The sequence below is a fragment of the Escherichia sp. KTE114 genome (assembly GCF_000407765.1).
Taxonomy (GTDB): Bacteria; Pseudomonadota; Gammaproteobacteria; order Enterobacterales; family Enterobacteriaceae; genus Escherichia; species Escherichia ruysiae.
The window spans coordinates 19656-37449 of sequence record NZ_KE136624.1 but is presented as its reverse complement, the minus strand read 5'-3'; the positions used below and the strand labels follow the sequence as shown (position 1 = coordinate 37449).

Here is a 17794-nt window from a genome sequence, read left to right as displayed (position 1 = left end):
ATGGTGAATCCCTTTACCCGAGAAACAACAAACGGTGGCTTGCACATTCCGGCTACCTGGTTCGTTGCCTGAGCTAGGGGCAAGGTTCCCCCCTTTTAACGTCACCAGACCGCTAACGACGCATGTGCCAGACGCCGTGTTACAACCAAATATGGTGGCCCCTACCGGACTTGAACCGGTGACCGTGCGATTATGAGTCGCCAGCTCTAACCACTGAGCTAAAGGGCCGGATTACTGCCAATTTTGCTTACGCTTTTATTTCACCGGAACAAACGGAACAGCGGTATTACTGGTCATATACTGCGGTAATGTACCGTTCCATTTGTTGATCGCTTCCAACTCCATAACACCGGGGTTCTGGCGCAGAGCTTCACCACGTAAACGAATGGCATCAGCTTCGGCCTGGGCTTTTGTGCGAATAGCATCAGCCTGTCCGGCAGCTTCCGCGCGCAGCATGTTGGCCTCTGCTTCACGTTGTTTGACCTCTTGCTCGCGTTGCAGGGTTTTTTGGTTTGCCGTGACTTTGGCGTTAATACTGTCAATAACTGTTGGCGGGTATTCTGGCTTACCTACATAAGAGAGGCTCATCACCTGAATGCCGATTGGCGTCATTTCTTCCTGAATGTCTTTAAGGGCTGCATCAAGCAATTCAGATTTGCCACCGTCGATAAATTTGTCGGTGGTCATTTTGCTGGCTAACCGGTTCAGAGCATCTGCAACCTTCTGGCGTAGATCGGTATCAGTAATATCATCTACACCTTTGCGATAGGTCTGAAATACCGTTGTGACTTTTGCTGGATCAACCTTGTAGGCTACGCCGATGTGGTAACCAATGGTTGTTCCGTCGCTCATCTGGAAGCTGAACGGCTCATCGTATGTCTTCATTTGCTTAAAGGTCGGGAAGATATAAACTTCAGTATTCAAGCCTGTCCAGTAGCGACCAACGCCAACTACTTCACCGATACCTTTATCATCCCCCAGCTTATTTACTTTGATCCCTACGTTACCTGGCTCTACCCGATCGCATCCGGTCAGACATAAAGAACCCAAAATAATCGCTGCACTAATCAACGTTTTTTTCATTAATTAATTTCCTGGTTTTTTCACGAAAAAAGACTACTGCGAAAGCCGGGTAAATGAGCGCGAGAAGGACTCCCAACAATACAAGTATTGTGCTGTTAGATGAGATCATATTTGGCAAAAGCCAAACATACAGAACCAGTGACACAATCAAACAGAGGACGGCATAAATATATAACCGCACCCATAGCGTTCGACATTTGTTCGGATTGTTCTGCATCCTCTCACTCCATTATTTAACGAATAAAAAAGCTGCGGTGCCGGGTGCCTCCCGGTGTCCTTTGGCTGGTTATCCACCGTGGACGGGGAAACAAGGAGAAATGAATGGACTGATATAACCATTTCCCCGCGTGCGCTTAGCCGCATTCACCGCAACGGAAAGAGCATTCTTGGTGGACCTGTAGATTGGGATATGAACCCGTTACAGGAGAATGCTCTTACCTGTTACGTGCTCCGTTTCGTGGAGCTAACGGCGGGTGATCGGGCCGCACCAGACTGGACTTATTTCAGCGTTATGCTCATGCCAGAGAATCAAACTGTGATGGTCGGTGCTGAACTCCGACACAGGGTTGTAGCAAGCCCCGCAAAGCGCGCACTACTGTAGTTGCGGCACATCAGCCTGTGCATTCACCACAATGTTGAGAACACTGGTTGTCACGCTGCAACGCAACATTTATTCGTAGATTGGGATATGACCCCGTTACGCCAGTGTTCTCAACGTTGTAGTGCCGGTTACGGTTCCGGCCAGGCCTCTTCCTCAACGGGGTGTTCTCCATACGGACTACCGTTTATTGGTCGTTCCTGCGGTTTATGTTGTGAAGCCAGATGCTTATCTTCTGGTTGCTTCAAAGAGCTGCACTTCATCACAACGGTAAGAGCACTCGATGCATTTAAGCCAAGCCCCATAAGGGAGAATGCCCTTACCTGTTGTGTTGTGATGACCGGTGCTGATCTCCGGCTTGCGGTTATTTCAGACTCTCACGGGCGTTTAATTGCCCCGCCGAACAGCTCTTTTCCGCAATAGCTGCAATGTCTTTCGCGCATCAGCCTGCGCATTCATCACAACGGTAAGGGTACTTCGTAGGGATTCGAACCCTCTGCCAAGCTCGGCGATCTCCGACGTCGCAAAATACCCTTACCTGTTGTGCTGGTGCCGATTAACGGACTCGAACCGCTGACATCCTGCTTACAAGGCAGGCGCTCTACCAACTGAGCTAAACCGGCATTGGCGATGGTGGATGGATTTGAACCATCGCCCCGTTGATTAACAGTCAACCGCTCTAACCGCTGAGCTACACCATCACTTGCCGGGTACGTCTCCGGCGAGGGCTTCCACCTCCGTATGCTTTTCGGCGCACCGCGCCCTGGCTGCAATTCGGTAACAGGGGATGCACAACCCTGGCTTCCAGCGTGATTAGCGCCTTCAGCATGACGGGATATACCCGTAAATTCGTGGAACTGTACCCAAAGTGCTGTTAAGCACCGCTGTTACGCTGAAAAGAAAACGCAACAGGAAAGGACGCTGACCAACAGATGGCCCCTTCTCGTTCATCTGGTTAATCACACCAGCGCCCTTACCTGTTGTGCCTCCCCGTTCCCTAATACACAGACGGGGACACTCTGCGGTCGATTTTTTGACGGGGGACGACTCATACCCCGTGGCATCTGGCTTCTTAGGCCGCTACCATCATCAGATCATCGTTTGCATTTACTTTAATGGTCAGTTTCTAAACCGCCGCAAAGTCGCTAACCATGACGAAAACCCTGAAAAAAACGCCCACCCGAAGATGGGCAAACTGGAAGCTCGTAACGCACTTCGGCGTTGCCACTTAGGCGCATGGTCAACCTGGCAACTCGGTGGTTTGTCTGGGAGGACTAGGCCCAGCCATGCTTACCGCCGCGCCTGTCGCGGCTAACAGCTAAATCGCTCTATAAATCACGATTCATTGAGGCGATATTACACTAATAAATTTATTAGAGCAATATACCCAAAACGTCATGAGCTACACCTCGAGTGTCCCCCTTACAAGACACAGAACGTCTGGCAAAAAGATGTTCCACTCTGAAGCCACTGTCATGATAAAGCTCTCTGATGTTTGGCGCGCCACTGTTAGTAATGAGAACCTTTGCACCTCGACGATGAGCATCCGTCAACAGAGACACCAGGCGTTTTTGCTCTTCAAACTTAAAGTCATGACCGGAATAGTTCGTGAATCCCTCTGTATTTGGAAGCGGTTCATACGGCGGATCGCAAAAGATGACATCTCCTTCTCCGGCAGCTTCAATCACCGCTGCAAAATCACCGCATACAAACTCAGACCGCCCTTCCGCACCGAGGAAGGCTTCCATCTCCTGTAATGGGAAATACGGAGTTTTATACTTCCCATAACCGACATTGAACTCACCGGCCTGGTTGTAACGCGTCAATCCGTTAAAACAATGTCGGTTCAGGAACAAAAACGCCGCTGCGCGATGTAAATCATCATAGACTTGTTTGTTAAACGCATTCCGTACTGCCAGGAATCCCTCCTGGGTGTTGTAGTCCTGGAAGAACCGATGTGCCAGAGTGATAAGTGAATGCGCCTCGCGTTGCAGAGTCTTGTAAAAGTTAATCAGGTCAGCATTCACATCATTTAGCAGATTTTCCTGGTATCCGGCATTCATGAAGACAGCTCCACCACCGACGAAAGGTTCAATCAGGCGCTTCCCTTCTGGCAAATAGCGAAAGATTTGTTCCAGAACACCAAATTTTCCACCAGCCCATTTGAATATGGACCGTTCGAATTCTGCCGCTGGTTTAACTTTTCGCTCTTTTGTTTCACTCCCTTCCTTCTGCCGACATGCAGCCTTGGCAATCCGATCGCCAATCCAGCGCATTACTGGTATCGCCATACTATTGCCGATCGCTTTGTAACGCGGTCCGTCAGCTGCAAGCATCGCGGCCTCTTCTTCGCTCAAATCAGGATAGTTTTTGCGAAGGTATGCCAGTTCATCTGAAGAAACTTTTTTACGCTTTTCCGTAGGGATCAATGTATGTCCATCAGGAAAACCTTGCAGCCTTTCACATTCGACAGGGATAAGACGGCGCATTCTACCGTCGACGAGCAATACAATTGGTGCTTCATGGTTACATGTCAAAGTTGGTGCCGAATTATCGGTTTTTATCTCAGCCCCTCCTTGCCCATGTGCCATGGCAACTATGTTTGTATCATCGCAAGATCTGATAGCGATGTTTGAAGTATATCTGGTAGTTTCCTTCCCCTCGCCTCTGCTCGGCGCAATATTCCGGCGCACGCCTTCGAACTCAAAAAGTACCGTTGCGGGATCGAGGTCTGTTCGAGCACTTGCGACAACAAACACGCGTCGGCGTCGTTGTGCCACTCCGAAGTATTGGGCATCAAGGATTCTCCAGGCCACCTTTCGCTGCGGTCCATAAATACAACCACACTGCGGCCACTTTGGAACATGGCAACCGGTTTTGCCATCCCACCGCCAGAACGCGTTGCTTTTTCCTGATTCAGGTCGATCACCTGGTTCAAATGGCACATCTTCTCCAGCCAATCCAGCAAGGAAACATCCGAAGGCGTTATCTGCCGATGACAAGACTCCTGGGACATTTTCCCAGACGATAACGGCTGGTTTGAGAAATGACTCAGCCCGTTTGTCGTCAATTGCATTTGCAAGCTCCACATACTTTAAAGTTAGCGCGCCACGCTCATCATCAAGCCCACCACGTAATCCCGCGATACTGAATGCCTGACAAGGTGTTCCCCCGACGAGCACATCAGGGGATTCGATTTCCCCAGCCAGGACTTTTTTGGCAAGTTTTGTCATGTCGCCAAGGTTGGCGACATGGGGCCAGCGGTGCGCAAGAACGGCAGATGGAAAAGACTCGATTTCAGCAAACCACACCGGACGCATACCCAACGGTTCCCAGGCAATACTCGCGGCTTCAATTCCACTGCAAACAGATCCATAGCACAGCTCTTTCACTGCTTAGCCTCTCCACCAAGGGCATTTACCAGAGCATCAACCAGGCACGAAATTTCACTGGTCAACAGGAAGAAATCTGCGTCCAGTCGCTGCGCAACATCTTCACTATCAATATCAGAGTTCTGCTCAAGCAATTCATCCGCAAATTTGACGCTGGTAAGGCTGAAGTTATGGTCCAGTGTAAATTTAATGCGGTTCTGCCAGTCGAGTGCCAACTTAGTGACGAGCTTGCCAGCTTCCAGGTGTGTGGATATTTCATCACTTCCCAAGTCCTGCTTTTTCACTCGGGCAATACCGCCATCCTCAAGCACTGCCTTAAGTTCTGCCGCATCCCCCATTTGAAATCCCTGTGGAGCACTACCATCACGTACCCAGTCGGTCAGCGTTAATTCAATGGGATTTTCAACACTCAGGGGAACAACAGGAAGAGAACCCAGAGACTTACGCATAAGCGCGAGCATATCCTCTGCCTGCCGCGCGCTGGCATTGATATAGATACGTTTAGTTGAACCGTCGTAGATCGCCTGGATAACAGAAAACTTTGAAAAAGCCCGTGGCAGAAGAGAATGCAGAACTTCGTCTTTCAGGGAGTCCTTCTCTGTTTTCTTCAGTTTACGCGCTTGTTCTTGCTCAAGTTTTTCAATTTTTTCTTGAATAGCTCGCTGGATAACCGGCGGGGGAAGAATTTTTGTTTCGCGCTTTGCTTCAACAAGGATAAAACCATTTCCATGCATAGCGATAACTTCGGAATTATCACCAAATGGAGATACAAAACCGAACTTGGCCATATCCTGACTACCGCATGGCGTGAAAAGGATCATTTTCTTTTTATCTTCTAAGTCGGTCAGATCCGCCTCACGAGAAAGTTTATAAATAGTAATGTTTTTCCAGTGCTTAAACATGTTGTAACCCTTGAATATCAACCACAGAAAGCTCGTCTTTGTAGAAAAAGGCCAGGTTGTGGCACCCCCTCGTTTGAGCGTATGAGCTGGGACCAATTTCGTTCTTCCAGACAAATGGCTTCAAATCCGTACGGCGAAGCATAAAAACGCGATTTGTTCCGCTCTGATTCCCAATGAGGCAAAAGCCTTCTTTCACCTTGATAGCCTGCAAGTTGTCGAGTTCACCGCTGGTTACACGGCTATCGAACTCCTTGCGGCTTATTAGCTCCATCTGCATCTGACGACTCCAAACAAATGCCCATTGAAGGGCGATGGCTGAATGGTACCGAAAACACGACATAAAAAACAATATTTATTAGAGCAATTTTGCAATAAGTAAACGCCACACAGACCACAAATAACCTAAGTTAAAATAACGAAAATCAGAGCAAATCATTGGTGATGACGTGGCAAGTATTGCAACAAAAGACAGCATTTGTTCGGGGCACGGAGGATTCCCATCCAGGCCTCCCGTAGAGAGCGAACCACTACTTAAAGTCAACGGAGTCGAAGTGTTAGTTGATGGTAAGCAATATGCACAGCATACCGATGGGAACAGCACGCACGGCGGGCAAGCTATATCAACCAGGGCATGGTTTACCGTCAACGGGAAAGGGATCGTATGCGTTGGTGATCCTGTTTCATGCGGCTCTACCGTTGCAGCCGGAGACGGCCTGGTTCAGGTAAGTTAGGAGATATCATGCTGGAAAAAGACTACCAGTTATCCGCATATAAAAAATTGGCCGCCGCCGGTGGGATGAAAACACCTGGTGCCATAACATCGGCACGAAACAGTGCTAACACAGCAAAACTGCTTGCAGAAGAATTGACCGGATTAATTCTGGATACAATTGTCTATCCCGACACTATTACCAGCTATGTTTCAACGATCAGAACAACCACAACCGGCTTAACGAACATTGGAGAACTGGCAACTAAGCACGCGGACCTGTTGGCTGGTTATGCAGATCTGTCAATGCTGCTTCAACTCGATATTGGTTGGGATGTTTACTGCCGTGCTAATGAGCGAGAAGTTTCAGAACTGCCGATCTCTATTGCCATTGGTGATGTGAATATTACTAAATCGCTTGAGGACGCTGTTAACGCGCTTAATACATCAAGTTTAGTCGCTGCAATGGGGGAGATTAACCAGACCCTTAACACTGGCTCAGGAAGCTCGCCAGGCTCTGGTTCAGGCGGCGGCACTGCCACTCCCCCACCAGCACTAACAGAAGAGCAAATTGAATCTCTGAAAGTAGCAACTGAACAGTTTGGGGTTGTTTTCAACCAGACAACAGCGCCCACAACTGCGTTACAACAGCAGTATGAACGAGCGAATGAAAGCGCCAATGTAGCCATAACTGCTTATAACCATGCTATCGGTACCGCGCTTGCGGAAGCATCAGCAAATAAGGCCAGCACAGCCAGCGCAATCGCCGCTTTGGTTCCTGATTCTGTTCTTGATGAATTAAACAAAGCGGCACAGTAACAAAGGACTTCATTGATAATTTTTCTTCAGGAGGAAGACATGTCATTCTTTTCTACATTAAAAACAGCTTTGTCTTTGAAGGAGAAACTTGCTGCTACTGGTGTTCTTGTTCTGATTTGCGCACTTGTTGGTGCTGGGTTTGCGTGGGAACGTCATCAGCTAAAGCAAGCCATGGAGAAAATTGGCAGTCTTGATCAGGCTGTTAAGGAACGTGATAAGTCAATAATGGATCTTAACCAGACCATTGAGACGATGAACAAAGCAGAGCAACATTTTCACAGCCAGGAAGTGAAAAATGAATCAGAACAAGCCAAGTATGCTGACAGGCAAATGGAACGAAAAGCTGAAGTTCAGAAACAACTTGTTGCGGCGGGTAATGTTCGCCAGCGTATTCCTGCTGACACTCAGCGGTTGCTCCGGGAGTCGATCAGCGAATTTAACGCCGACGCCGACAAAGGTTAACCACCCTGCCCCAAAAAGTGCATTTATGTGCAGGATGCCAGAGTTTAGCAGTGAATATTTTGATGATCTGCCAGCGTATATCCTCGATACAGAAACGATGCTGATGGGGATTAACAGGAAGAATCGCAACGTTAATGATTACAACCGCGCTATCAGCGGTAACTAAAAGGGATTTTTATGTCTGATAAAGTAACAGTAAAGCAAACTATCAACAAAGCGACTTCAATCTACAAAATTGAGCACATCACTGTTGGCAAGCCAGGATCTGAACAATACCGTCATGCTTTCGAACTTGCCGATCAACTTGGTTTAAAACATCCGGATTGTATCGAGCATGTATTTCCGACCTATGCTGATGAGCAATGTACTCATGTTCTTACCGAAGAGGATTTTTTCAGCACTGAAGAACGAGAAGGCGTTGATCGCTGCATTGGTGTGATTTGCTCTTCAGTGAGTTATGAGTTATTCCCTAATGTCCATGAAAATGGTGGTATTGGATACCAATTCCTGTACGAAGGCGATGAGCTTAAATGTTATGAACATGGCCTTCTCATCGAAAGCGTAGAATAATACCCTTCCTTCTAACCGGCTATGTTGGCCGGTTTATTCAACTTATCCACAGCATAGATCCAATAAACAGATCCTAAAGAGAACCTAGTAAGATCCAAAGAAGATCCCGGATCGCTGTAAGCCGCGTCATTTCTGGCCTGAAATGGGATCAACATTGACTATACGCGATTTTATGTTGACTGTGCACGATTTATTGTTGACTGCACGCGATTTATTGTTGACTATACGCGACAGAAACATTGACTGTACGCGATTTTAGAGTCTGAATATTCACAGCTGTTGATAACAGCCATCCAAATTGACGTCAGGCCGCGCCACACATGGAGAAACCACGATGCCGGAAGAAAGTAAAGGCTTCCTTAGCGTTGAAGAAGTTGCAGGAAATACAGGAGAAATCCACAGCCTGAAGCCCAATAACAACAGCACTATACAACCCATCGCTTTGTTGCGTTTAGGTGTGTTTGTGCCAACCTTAAAATCTACCAATGTGGCGCTACGTCGCGGATCGTCAGTTACAACAAACACAACGAACGCAACTGAAGAACTATCAAGCCTCAAAATTGTTGAGCAGGAAGGCTATGAGGGAATTGAAATTCATGGTCCACGCCTGGATATGGATACTGATTTTAAGGTGTGGGTGGGCATAACCTCCGCGTTGTTTGACTATGCACCTGATGATGACGGTATAATCACCCTGCCATTCTCCGAGTTTGCCGATCGATGCGGCTATCCACGTAAGCGTCTTTCAAAGGCGTTCCGTAAAAGTATTGATGACTCTCTGACACGCATTCAGCAGACAGTTGTCAAATTCCGCTTCCCGGCGGCAAAAGGTCATCTCAATAACATTAACGTCAACTTGTTGGCATATAGCAGCCTGAATACCGAGCTTGATGTTATCGAGATCCAGCCGCAGAAACAGCTATCTGAACTTTACTATGTTGACTATAAGCGAATCCTGAAGCTGAAGATGCTGGATAAACTAGGGCGCAAAGAGACAGCCAAGGTACTGTATACATTCTTTGAGGCTCTACCCGCCAACCCGGCACCTGTCAGCATTGAGCGCCTTAGAGCGAGGCTTAATCTCAAATCATCCGTTAGCGTGCAAAATAGCGTTATCAGAAAAGCCATGAAAGATTTGGAAGCTATTGAATATCTTAAATTTTCAGAGATAAAAAACGGCAGGAAAATCGGCTTCCAGATCCATAAGCGCAATCCATAATATTGACTATATGCGATAGCGAGAAGTTGACTATAGGCGACATTCGTTGACGCTGGTGGATTTTTGCTGGCGTCAATATTCTGCAAGTCGCTATTGAGATGGCTTTTAGGCCCATTTCATCGCGTATAGTCAACGTTTCTCCCGACAATATCTTACATAGTCGATCTTTGGTGGAGTTAAATCGACTACAGTCAACTTTTGACTGTAGTCACATCGCGCATAGTCAACTATTCACATTAACCTTCGCGCATAGTCAACATTTGCGCGACTCTCATCAAGCAGTGGTATTGATATGCAAGAAGAGAAACAACACTACCTCTACGTTCTGGTGCCAGAGAACGGAGATACTTTTAAAATCGGCATTTCATGTGGTCCATTGGCACGGTTTAAAGGGCTACAAGTGAGTCCCGATTTTGCGCTTTCACGGGTCTATCGTGGTACGCGTTTGGCAATGGTTAATCTTGAGCGGGCTTTACACGCAACCTTTTTCCCCTGGAATGCGCCGTGGGAGAAAAGCGCCGGTGGCGGGCATACTGAATGGTTTACACGAGAGTGTCTTGATAAGGTTTTGGCTCATATCGAATATCTAAATGATATGTGGGGAGGGATTCTCGAGCGCATCAAGTCGAATGATTTACTTCAGCGTCCAGTAGATGCTGCTTGCTCTTTCGAAAAAGAGCTGGATGTTACTTCTATCGTGACTTTCAAAGATGACGCAGGAATGAGGGACGTGGCTTATGTCTCCATATCTGGCTATGAACCGGACGCGATCCGCGCTCAATGTGAATTGCTGAAAGCAATGTTTATGCTTCGGACTAAATATCCCTGGGAGACAGGGCGGGTGTGCTTCCCTATGGAAGAGTTAACCGCCACCATTGATTCCCAGCTTTACCACGATAATCCAGAGAAGTTTTTTAGCCTTTTAGCCGGTAATGGGCTTAACTGTGTGTCCGGGCTGGGGCGAAGTAGAATCCAACATGCCTCGCTCTTCGGTCCCTTCTTTTACGATCGACACGGGTACTTTGAGGCTGAACTTCCGGCGCTTACGCGTGCTATAGATACTATCGATTTCGAACGATTATTCGCTGCTCTTAGCAAATAACACTGATGCCCCTGAACGGGGCTTTTTTGTGCCCTCCTTGTAACTCTCAATCGTGCAAAATGAACCAAACATGCAGAGAATGCTATGTACAAGCATCTGTGCATACATTATTATTTTATGCAGCATTTTTAAGTAAATTCAAAAATACAGCATAAAGGATGACTTTCGATGAGTGATTCCAGCCAGCTTCACAAGGTTGCTCAAAGAGCAAACAGAATGCTCAATGTTCTGACTGAACAAGTACAGTTGCAAAAGGATGAGCTACACGCGAACGAGTTTTACCAGGTCTATGCGAAAGCGGCACTGGCAAAATTGCCTCTACTGACTCGAGCGAACGTTGACTATGCCGTAAGTGAAATGGAAGAAAAGGGTTATGTTTTCGATAAACGCCCTGCTGGCTCTTCAATGAAATATGCGATGTCAATTCAGAACATCATTGACATATATGAACATCGCGGAGTGCCAAAATACCGGGATCGCTACAGCGAAGCGTATGTGATTTTCATCTCCAATCTTAAAGGCGGTGTGTCAAAAACTGTATCGACGGTTTCTCTGGCGCATGCAATGCGTGCCCACCCTCATCTTCTGATGGAAGATTTAAGGATTCTGGTTATTGACCTTGATCCGCAATCTTCAGCGACGATGTTTTTAAGCCATAAACACTCTATTGGTATCGTAAACGCAACATCTGCACAGGCTATGTTGCAGAATGTAAGCCGTGAAGAGCTGTTAGAGGAGTTTATTGTTCCTTCTGTTGTACCTGGGGTTGACGTTATGCCTGCGTCGATTGACGATGCCTTTATTGCATCCGATTGGAGAGAGCTGTGCAATGAGCATCTACCGGGTCAGAACATCCATGCTGTCCTGAAAGAAAATGTGATTGATAAGCTGAAGAGCGATTATGACTTTATCCTCGTTGATAGTGGTCCTCACCTTGATGCCTTCCTGAAAAATGCTTTGGCCTCGGCCAATATACTGTTTACACCTCTGCCGCCAGCAACTGTCGATTTCCATTCATCGCTTAAATACGTTGCCCGCCTTCCTGAGTTGGTAAAACTCATTTCGGATGAAGGCTGCGAGTGCCAGCTTGCGACTAACATTGGTTTTATGTCCAAGTTGAGTAACAAGGCAGATCATAAGTATTGCCATAGCCTGGCTAAAGAAGTGTTCGGTGGGGATATGCTCGATGTCGTCCTCCCTCGCCTTGACGGTTTTGAACGCTGCGGCGAGTCTTTTGACACTGTTATTTCAGCTAACCCGGCAACGTATGTTGGTAGTGCTGATGCATTGAAGAACGCGCGAATTGCCGCGGAAGATTTTGCTAAAGCAGTTTTTGACCGTATTGAATTTATCAGATCTAACTGAGGAGTAAGAAACCCCCATGTCAAAGAAAAACAGACCAACAATTGGGCGAACCCTTAATCCTTCAATATTAAGCGGATTTGATAGTTCTTCAGCCTCTGGCGATCGAGTCGAGCAGGTATTCAAGTTATCAACAGGTCGCCAGGCCACATTTATTGAAGAGGTAATACCTCCGAATCAGGTAGAAAGCGATACCTTTGTTGATCAGCATAACAATGGTCGTGACCAGGCATCTCTTACGCCAAAATCATTAAAAAGTATCCGAAGCACTATTAAGCATCAGCAATTTTACCCTGCAATAGGTGTTAGACGGGCTACAGGGAAAATTGAAATTTTGGATGGTTCCCGGCGTCGAGCTTCTGCCATCTTAGAGAACGTAGGGTTGCGGGTTTTAGTCACGGACCAGGAGATCAGCGTTCAGGAAGCGCAAAATTTAGCGAAAGACGTTCAGACAGCATTGCAGCACAGCATTCGAGAAATAGGTCTGCGTTTGATGCGAATGAAAAATGATGGGATGAGTCAGAAGGATATTGCAGCCAAAGAAGGGCTATCTCAGGCGAAGGTCACGCGTGCTCTCCAGGCAGCGAGTGCTCCGGAAGAATTAGTCGCCCTTTTCCCTGTGCAGTCGGAATTGACCTTTTCGGACTACAAAACGCTTTGTGCTGTTGGCGACGAAATGGGGAACAAGAATTTAGAGTTTGATCAGCTTATTCAAAACATATCCCCGGAAATAAACGACATCTTATCCATTGAAGAAATGGCCGAAGATGAAGTTAAAAATAAAATCCTGCGCTTGATAACAAAGGAAGCCTCACTACTCACGGATAAAGGTTCTAAAGATAAGTCCGTAGTTACTGAATTATGGAAATTTGAGGACAAGGATCGCTTTGCAAGGAAGCGCGTGAAAGGCCGTGCATTTTCTTATGAGTTTAATCGACTTTCAAAAGAGTTACAGGAAGAACTCGACAGGATGATTGGGCATATCCTTAGAAAGAGCCTCGATAAAAAGCCGAAGCCTTAAACTTTCGCCATTCAAATTTCACTATTAACCTACTGTTTTTAAAGTAAATCTCTCTAAAATTTCAAGGTGAAATCGCCACGATTTCACCTTGGATTTTACCTTCCTCCCCTACTCCCGAAAAAAATAAAAAAATTGCTTGTCACGAGAAAGTCAACAAGTGACTTTCAATAAAATCTCTTCCGAAAAGGGATTCACACAAGTGCCTTGTGTTTAAGGAAGAGTAAATTGAGTAACTTACGCGAATACCAGAATCGTATTGCAGATATCGCAAAACGCTCTAAAGCTGTGCTTGGCTGGGCAAGCACTGCGCAGTTCGGTACTGATAACCAATTCATTAAAGATGATGCCGCGCGTGCCGCATCTATCCTTGAAGCTGCACGTAAAGACCCGGTTTTTGCGGGTATCTCTGATAATGCCACCGCTCAAATCGCTACAGCGTGGGCAAGTGCACTGGCTGACTACGCCGCAGCACATAAATCTATGCCGCGTCCGGAAATTCTGGCCTCCTGCCACCAGACGCTGGAAAACTGCCTGATTGAGTCCACCCGCAATAGCATGGATGCCACTAATAAAGCGATGCTGGAATCCGTCGCAGCAGAGATGATGAGCGTTTCTGACGGTGTTATGCGTCTGCCTTTATTCCTCGCGATGATCCTGCCTGTTCAGTTGGGGGCAGCTACCGCTGATGCGTGTACCTTCATTCCGGTTACGCGTGACCAGTCCGACATCTATGAAGTCTTTAACGTGGCAGGTTCCTCTTTTGGTTCTTATGCTGCTGGTGATGTTCTGGACATGCAATCCGTCGGTGTGTACAGCCAGTTACGCCGCCGCTATGTGCTGGTGGCAAGCTCCGATGGCACCAGCAAAACCGCAACCTTCAAGATGGAAGACTTCGAAGGCCAGAATGTACCAATCCGAAAAGGTCGCACTAATATCTACGTTAACCGTATTAAGTCTGTTGTTGATAACGGTTCCGGCAGCCTACTTCACTCGTTTACTAATGCTGCTGGTGAGCAAATCACTGTTACCTGCTCTCTGAACTACAACATTGGTCAGATTGCCCTGTCGTTCTCCAAAGCGCCGGATAAAGGCACTGAGATCGCAATTGAGACGGAAATCAATATTGAAGCCGCTCCTGAGCTGATCCCGCTGATCAACCACGAAATGAAGAAATACACCCTGTTCCCAAGCCAGTTCGTTATCGCGGCTGAGCACACGGTACAGGCGGCGTATGAAGCACAGCGTGAATTTGGTCTGGACCTGGGTTCCCTACAGTTCCGCACCCTGAAGGAATACCTGTCTCATGAACAGGATATGCTGCGTCTTCGCATCATGATCTGGCGTACTCTTGCGACCGACACCTTTGACATCGCTCTGCCGGTTAACCAGTCCTTTGATGTATGGGCAACCATCATTCGTGGCAAATTCCAGACTGTATATCGCGACATTATTGAGCGCGTTAAATCTTCTGGTGCGATGGGGATGTTTGCTGGTGCTGATGCAGCATCTTTCTTCAAACAGTTGCCGAAGGATTTCTTCCAGCCAGCCGAAGACTATATCCAGACTCCGTATGTTCACTACATCGGTACCCTGTTCGGTAACGTGAAAGTGTACGAAGTACCTGCTGGTATTTGTAAGAACTTAACGACAGAGAACATTCAGTTCAGCTCGATGGATGTGCTGTGCTACGTCCGTGATGAAAATCCGGGTAAAGCAGGCTTCGTGACTGGTGATGCTGTCCCGGCCATCCCGTTCCAGCATCCGACCACTCCGGCGCTGGTCAACCGTACCACGCTGTGGGGTTCGGCTATCAACGATATGCACCCACGCAACGGCGCTGATTACTTCACTCGTGTAACGCTGACAATGGCCAAAAAAGGCGGGCTTAACTTCATAAGCGGCGACACGATTGATGCCGGTGACTCTGAGTAATCAGGGGAAGTTCTCCGTTTAACATAGCGCCCCCGTGCGGGGCGCATAACAGGGAAAGTTATGTCTCAATATTCAATTCAACAGTCATTAGGTAATGCATCCGGCGTCGCGGTTAGCCCGATCAATGCCGATGCGACGTTATCTACCGGTGTTGCATTAAATAGCAGCTTGTGGGCTGGTATTGGCGTATTTGCGCGTGGCAAGCCGTTTACTGTTCTTGCGGTTACTGAGTCCAATTACGAAGATGTTCTCGGCGAACCGCTGAAGCCGTCTTCCGGCTCACAGTTCGAACCAATTCGCCATGTATACGAAGCTATTCAGCAAACGTCTGGTTACGTTGTTCGCGCTGTTCCGGATGATGCGAAGTTCCCGATTATTATGTTCGATGAATCAGGCGAACCGGCTTACAGTGCGTTGCCATACGGTTCTGAAATTGAACTTGATAGTGGCGAAGCCTTTGCTATCTACGTTGATGATGGTGATCCGTGTATTTCACCTACCCGTGAGTTAACCATCGAAACGGCAACAGCGGACAGCGCGGGTAATGAACGCTTCCTCTTAAAACTGACCCAGACGACTTCGCTCGGCGTGGTAACGACCCTGGAGACACACACTGTGTCTTTGGCGGAAGAAGCGAAAGATGACATGGGCCGCTTGTGTTATCTGCCTACGGCTCTGGAAGCCCGTTCTAAATATCTGCGCGCGGTTGTTAATGAAGATCTGATTTCTACAGCGAAAGTAACAAACAAAAAATCGTTGGCGTTCACTGGTGGTACCAACGGTGATCAGTCGAAAATCTCAACCGCTGCGTACCTGCGTGCGGTGAAAGTGCTGAACAATGCGCCGTACATGTACACCGCTGTTCTCGGCCTGGGTTGCTATGACAATGCGGCTATCACCGCGTTAGGTAATATCTGTTCTGATCGCCTGATTGATGGCTTCTTTGATGTCAAACCGACATTGACGTATACGGAAGCGCTCTCTGCTGTTGAAGATACCGGTTTACTTGGTACCGATTATGTAAGCTGTGCTGTCTATCACTTCCCGTTCTCCTGCAAAGACAAATGGACCCAATCCCGTGTGGTCTTCGGTCTGTCTGGCGCGGCGTATGCGGCGAAAGCTCGTGGCGTCAAGAAAAACTCTGATGTCGGCGGTTGGCATTACTCACCGGCTGGTGAAGAACGTGCCGTCATTGCTCGTGCGTCAATTCAACCGCTGTATCCGGAAGATACCCCGGACGAAGAAGCAATGGTCAAGGGCCGTCTCAATAAAGTATCTGTTGGCACCTCTGGCCAGATGATCATCGACGATGCTTTAACTTGCTGCACGCAGGATAACTATCTGCACTTCCAGCACGTCCCATCCCTGATGAATGCAATCAGCCGTTTCTTTGTCCAGTTAGCCCGACAGATGAAGCATAGCCCGGACGGTATTACTGCGGCTGGCCTGACTAAAGGGATGACCAAACTTTTAGATCGCTTTGTCGCCTCCGGCGCTCTGGTGGCTCCTCGTGATCCTGATGCTGACGGTACAGAACCGTATGTGCTGAAAGTTACGCAGGCGGAATTCGATAAATGGGAAGTAGTCTGGGCCTGCTGCCCGACTGGCGTAGCCCGTCGTATCCAGGGCGTACCGCTGCTTATTAAGTAAGGGAATACAATGAGCAAAAACTTTTTTCAATCCGGGGCATTTTTGGGGAATGGACTGTCTCGTTTCGCTTTGAACTCTGATCCTGTGCAGCTGATGGAGTCTGCCCGAGCAAGCGCCGAACCGCCAACAGATCCGGTTATTAATAATAATCCGGAACCGGCGGCACAGACTAACGATAACGTTCCATCTGCCCCGGCTCCTGAGCAAATCCTGGAAGGGAAAGACGGTAAAGAATGGACCGTCGAACAGGCGCACCAGATGATTCTGGAAGCTGCAAATCGAAGTGCTATGCAGAATGCGTTGAGTGATGCGGCCGACGCCGTTTTCGCCTGGGCTGATAGCGGTGATCTGACTTTCGACTCCCTTGATGGTTTCGTTCAGGCTATCGCTGGTATCTCTGATGACGACGACTCCGAAGTTACAGAAGAACAGGACGATGCCTATAACGAAGCATGGGCAAATGTTGCTGACTTCCTCGCAGCATGCGGTGTAGATGATGACCTGATCGAAGCACTGGCTGACGATGAAGACGACGACGCAGCTGCTGATGTTGGTGCCTCTATCGCTGGTTTAGATAGCGACGACCGTGACGAACTGGAAGCGGCGTTTGTTGTTGCTGGCACTTCTGATGAAATGCTGACTGAAGCATTTAAGAAGGTTGTTCGTAACGGTGAGATCAAACTCATCCGTAAACGCCTGCGTAAAAAACGTCTGACTGCGGCTCAAAAATCGGCGCTGAAAAAAGCGCGTCGTAAAGCCCAGACCGGCGCGGCAAAACTGGCCCGCAAAAAGTCAATGAAACTGCGCCGTAAGCGCCTCGGCTAAAGGAGGAGGCCGGAGAACTCCGGCCTTTAACTTGAATGGCACCTATACCTTATGGGGTTTACAGCCAGGCTGACGGTGTATCGCCATTTCTGAAAGTTACTTTAACGAACTCTCAGTACCAGGTTACCGGATATATCAGCCAGGGGGC

16 protein-coding genes and 3 tRNA genes are annotated in these 17794 nt (G+C 47.9%); 12 read left to right on the top strand and 7 right to left on the bottom strand.

The genetic code is table 11. From position 1 onward, the window contains the following. Window positions 1-152 precede the first annotated feature (152 nt). The 4 genes from WC5_RS20660 to WC5_RS20680 form a co-directional block, all read right to left on the bottom strand. Window positions 153-228 (bottom strand) — tRNA-Ile (locus tag WC5_RS20660). A 27-nt stretch (window positions 229-255) separates the two neighbouring features. Then, window positions 256-1083: an SPFH domain-containing protein gene (locus WC5_RS20665; protein ID WP_000751808.1), complete on the bottom strand. Its 828-nt coding sequence runs from the start codon at window positions 1081-1083 to the stop codon at window positions 256-258. 1145 nt (window positions 1084-2228) lie between these two features. Further along, a tRNA-Thr gene (locus WC5_RS20675) sits at window positions 2229-2304 on the bottom strand. A 2-nt stretch (window positions 2305-2306) separates the two neighbouring features. Continuing rightward, window positions 2307-2382: transfer RNA gene (locus tag WC5_RS20680), tRNA-Asn, on the bottom strand. A gap of 356 nt (window positions 2383-2738) precedes the next feature. Here WC5_RS20680 and WC5_RS25510 point away from each other — a divergent pair. After that, window positions 2739-2996 carry a hypothetical protein gene (locus WC5_RS25510; RefSeq protein ID WP_162751176.1) on the top strand — a complete coding sequence of 86 codons (258 nt, stop codon included), beginning with the start codon at window positions 2739-2741 and terminating at the stop codon, window positions 2994-2996. 58 nt (window positions 2997-3054) lie between these two features. Here WC5_RS25510 and WC5_RS20685 read toward each other — a convergent pair whose 3' ends face one another. From WC5_RS20685 to WC5_RS20695, 3 genes are read right to left on the bottom strand one after another with little or no spacing between them, the layout of a single operon-like run. After that, on the bottom strand, window positions 3055-5073 hold the full coding sequence (locus WC5_RS20685; RefSeq protein WP_016231371.1) for a Dam family site-specific DNA-(adenine-N6)-methyltransferase: 2019 nt from the start codon (window positions 5071-5073) through the stop codon (window positions 3055-3057). After that, window positions 5070-5975, bottom strand: coding sequence for a recombination-associated protein RdgC (gene rdgC, locus WC5_RS20690; protein WP_000472529.1), 906 nt, complete (start codon window positions 5973-5975; stop codon window positions 5070-5072). The genes WC5_RS20685 and rdgC overlap by 4 nt, the downstream gene beginning before the upstream one ends. Beyond that, complete coding sequence (locus WC5_RS20695) at window positions 5968-6252, bottom strand: hypothetical protein (RefSeq protein WP_001177860.1); 285 nt, start codon at window positions 6250-6252, stop codon at window positions 5968-5970. Before WC5_RS20695 ends, rdgC begins: the two co-directional genes overlap by 8 nt. A 462-nt stretch (window positions 6253-6714) precedes the next feature. Here WC5_RS20695 and WC5_RS20700 point away from each other — a divergent pair, with 462 nt between their 5' ends. The 11 genes from WC5_RS20700 (at window position 6715) to WC5_RS20745 (ending at window position 17646) form a co-directional block, all read left to right on the top strand. Continuing rightward, window positions 6715-7503 (top strand): hypothetical protein, encoded by a 789-nt coding sequence (locus WC5_RS20700; RefSeq protein ID WP_016231370.1) that lies wholly within the window; start codon window positions 6715-6717, stop codon window positions 7501-7503. 39 nt (window positions 7504-7542) lie between these two features. Further along, entirely contained in the window at window positions 7543-7965 is a 423-nt protein-coding gene (locus WC5_RS20705) for a hypothetical protein (protein WP_000007769.1), read from the top strand. 25 nt (window positions 7966-7990) lie between these two features. Beyond that, a complete protein-coding gene (locus tag WC5_RS25505; protein WP_000336812.1) occupies window positions 7991-8131 on the top strand; it encodes a hypothetical protein in 141 nt (46 codons plus the stop codon). Window positions 8132-8142: 11 nt separating this feature from the next. Beyond that, a complete protein-coding gene (locus WC5_RS20710) occupies window positions 8143-8535 on the top strand; it encodes a hypothetical protein (RefSeq protein WP_001281116.1) in 393 nt (130 codons plus the stop codon). A gap of 334 nt (window positions 8536-8869) precedes the next feature. Beyond that, on the top strand, window positions 8870-9754 hold the full coding sequence (locus tag WC5_RS20715) for a replication initiation protein (RefSeq protein WP_001113742.1): 885 nt from the start codon (window positions 8870-8872) through the stop codon (window positions 9752-9754). Between the two features lie 292 nt (window positions 9755-10046). Beyond that, the gene (locus WC5_RS20720; RefSeq protein ID WP_001154683.1) at window positions 10047-10856 is read left to right on the top strand and encodes a GIY-YIG nuclease family protein; all 810 of its coding nucleotides are present in this window, start codon (window positions 10047-10049) and stop codon (window positions 10854-10856) included. Between the two features lie 168 nt (window positions 10857-11024). Further along, the gene (locus tag WC5_RS20725) at window positions 11025-12221 is read left to right on the top strand and encodes an AAA family ATPase (RefSeq protein WP_001285362.1); all 1197 of its coding nucleotides are present in this window, start codon (window positions 11025-11027) and stop codon (window positions 12219-12221) included. Window positions 12222-12237: 16 nt separating this feature from the next. Next, window positions 12238-13239 carry a ParB family protein gene (locus WC5_RS20730; protein WP_000038866.1) on the top strand — a complete coding sequence of 334 codons (1002 nt, stop codon included), beginning with the start codon at window positions 12238-12240 and terminating at the stop codon, window positions 13237-13239. A 225-nt stretch (window positions 13240-13464) separates the two neighbouring features. Further along, window positions 13465-15171 (top strand): DUF8615 domain-containing protein, encoded by a 1707-nt coding sequence (locus WC5_RS20735; protein WP_000067710.1) that lies wholly within the window; start codon window positions 13465-13467, stop codon window positions 15169-15171. A gap of 60 nt (window positions 15172-15231) precedes the next feature. After that, the gene (locus WC5_RS20740; RefSeq protein ID WP_000085141.1) at window positions 15232-16821 is read left to right on the top strand and encodes a hypothetical protein; all 1590 of its coding nucleotides are present in this window, start codon (window positions 15232-15234) and stop codon (window positions 16819-16821) included. A gap of 9 nt (window positions 16822-16830) precedes the next feature. Then, window positions 16831-17646, top strand: a complete 816-nt coding sequence (locus tag WC5_RS20745) for a hypothetical protein (protein ID WP_000041756.1) — start codon at window positions 16831-16833, stop codon at window positions 17644-17646. The last annotated feature ends 148 nt before the right edge of the window (window positions 17647-17794 follow it).

Coding starts and splice junctions, on each gene's coding strand:
- WC5_RS20730 (WP_000038866.1), top strand. CDS start 12,238: ATGTCAAAGAAAAACAGACCAACAATTGGGCGAACCCTTAATCCTTCA.
- WC5_RS20710 (WP_001281116.1), top strand. CDS start 8,143: ATGTCTGATAAAGTAACAGTAAAGCAAACTATCAACAAAGCGACTTCA.
- WC5_RS20715 (WP_001113742.1), top strand. CDS start 8,870: ATGCCGGAAGAAAGTAAAGGCTTCCTTAGCGTTGAAGAAGTTGCAGGA.
- WC5_RS20745 (WP_000041756.1), top strand. CDS start 16,831: ATGAGCAAAAACTTTTTTCAATCCGGGGCATTTTTGGGGAATGGACTG.
- WC5_RS25505 (WP_000336812.1), top strand. CDS start 7,991: ATGTGCAGGATGCCAGAGTTTAGCAGTGAATATTTTGATGATCTGCCA.
- WC5_RS20665 (WP_000751808.1), bottom strand. CDS start 1,083: ATGAAAAAAACGTTGATTAGTGCAGCGATTATTTTGGGTTCTTTATGT.
- WC5_RS20725 (WP_001285362.1), top strand. CDS start 11,025: ATGAGTGATTCCAGCCAGCTTCACAAGGTTGCTCAAAGAGCAAACAGA.
- rdgC (WP_000472529.1), bottom strand. CDS start 5,975: ATGTTTAAGCACTGGAAAAACATTACTATTTATAAACTTTCTCGTGAG.
- WC5_RS20720 (WP_001154683.1), top strand. CDS start 10,047: ATGCAAGAAGAGAAACAACACTACCTCTACGTTCTGGTGCCAGAGAAC.
- WC5_RS20695 (WP_001177860.1), bottom strand. CDS start 6,252: ATGCAGATGGAGCTAATAAGCCGCAAGGAGTTCGATAGCCGTGTAACC.
- WC5_RS20740 (WP_000085141.1), top strand. CDS start 15,232: ATGTCTCAATATTCAATTCAACAGTCATTAGGTAATGCATCCGGCGTC.
- WC5_RS20705 (WP_000007769.1), top strand. CDS start 7,543: ATGTCATTCTTTTCTACATTAAAAACAGCTTTGTCTTTGAAGGAGAAA.
- WC5_RS20700 (WP_016231370.1), top strand. CDS start 6,715: ATGCTGGAAAAAGACTACCAGTTATCCGCATATAAAAAATTGGCCGCC.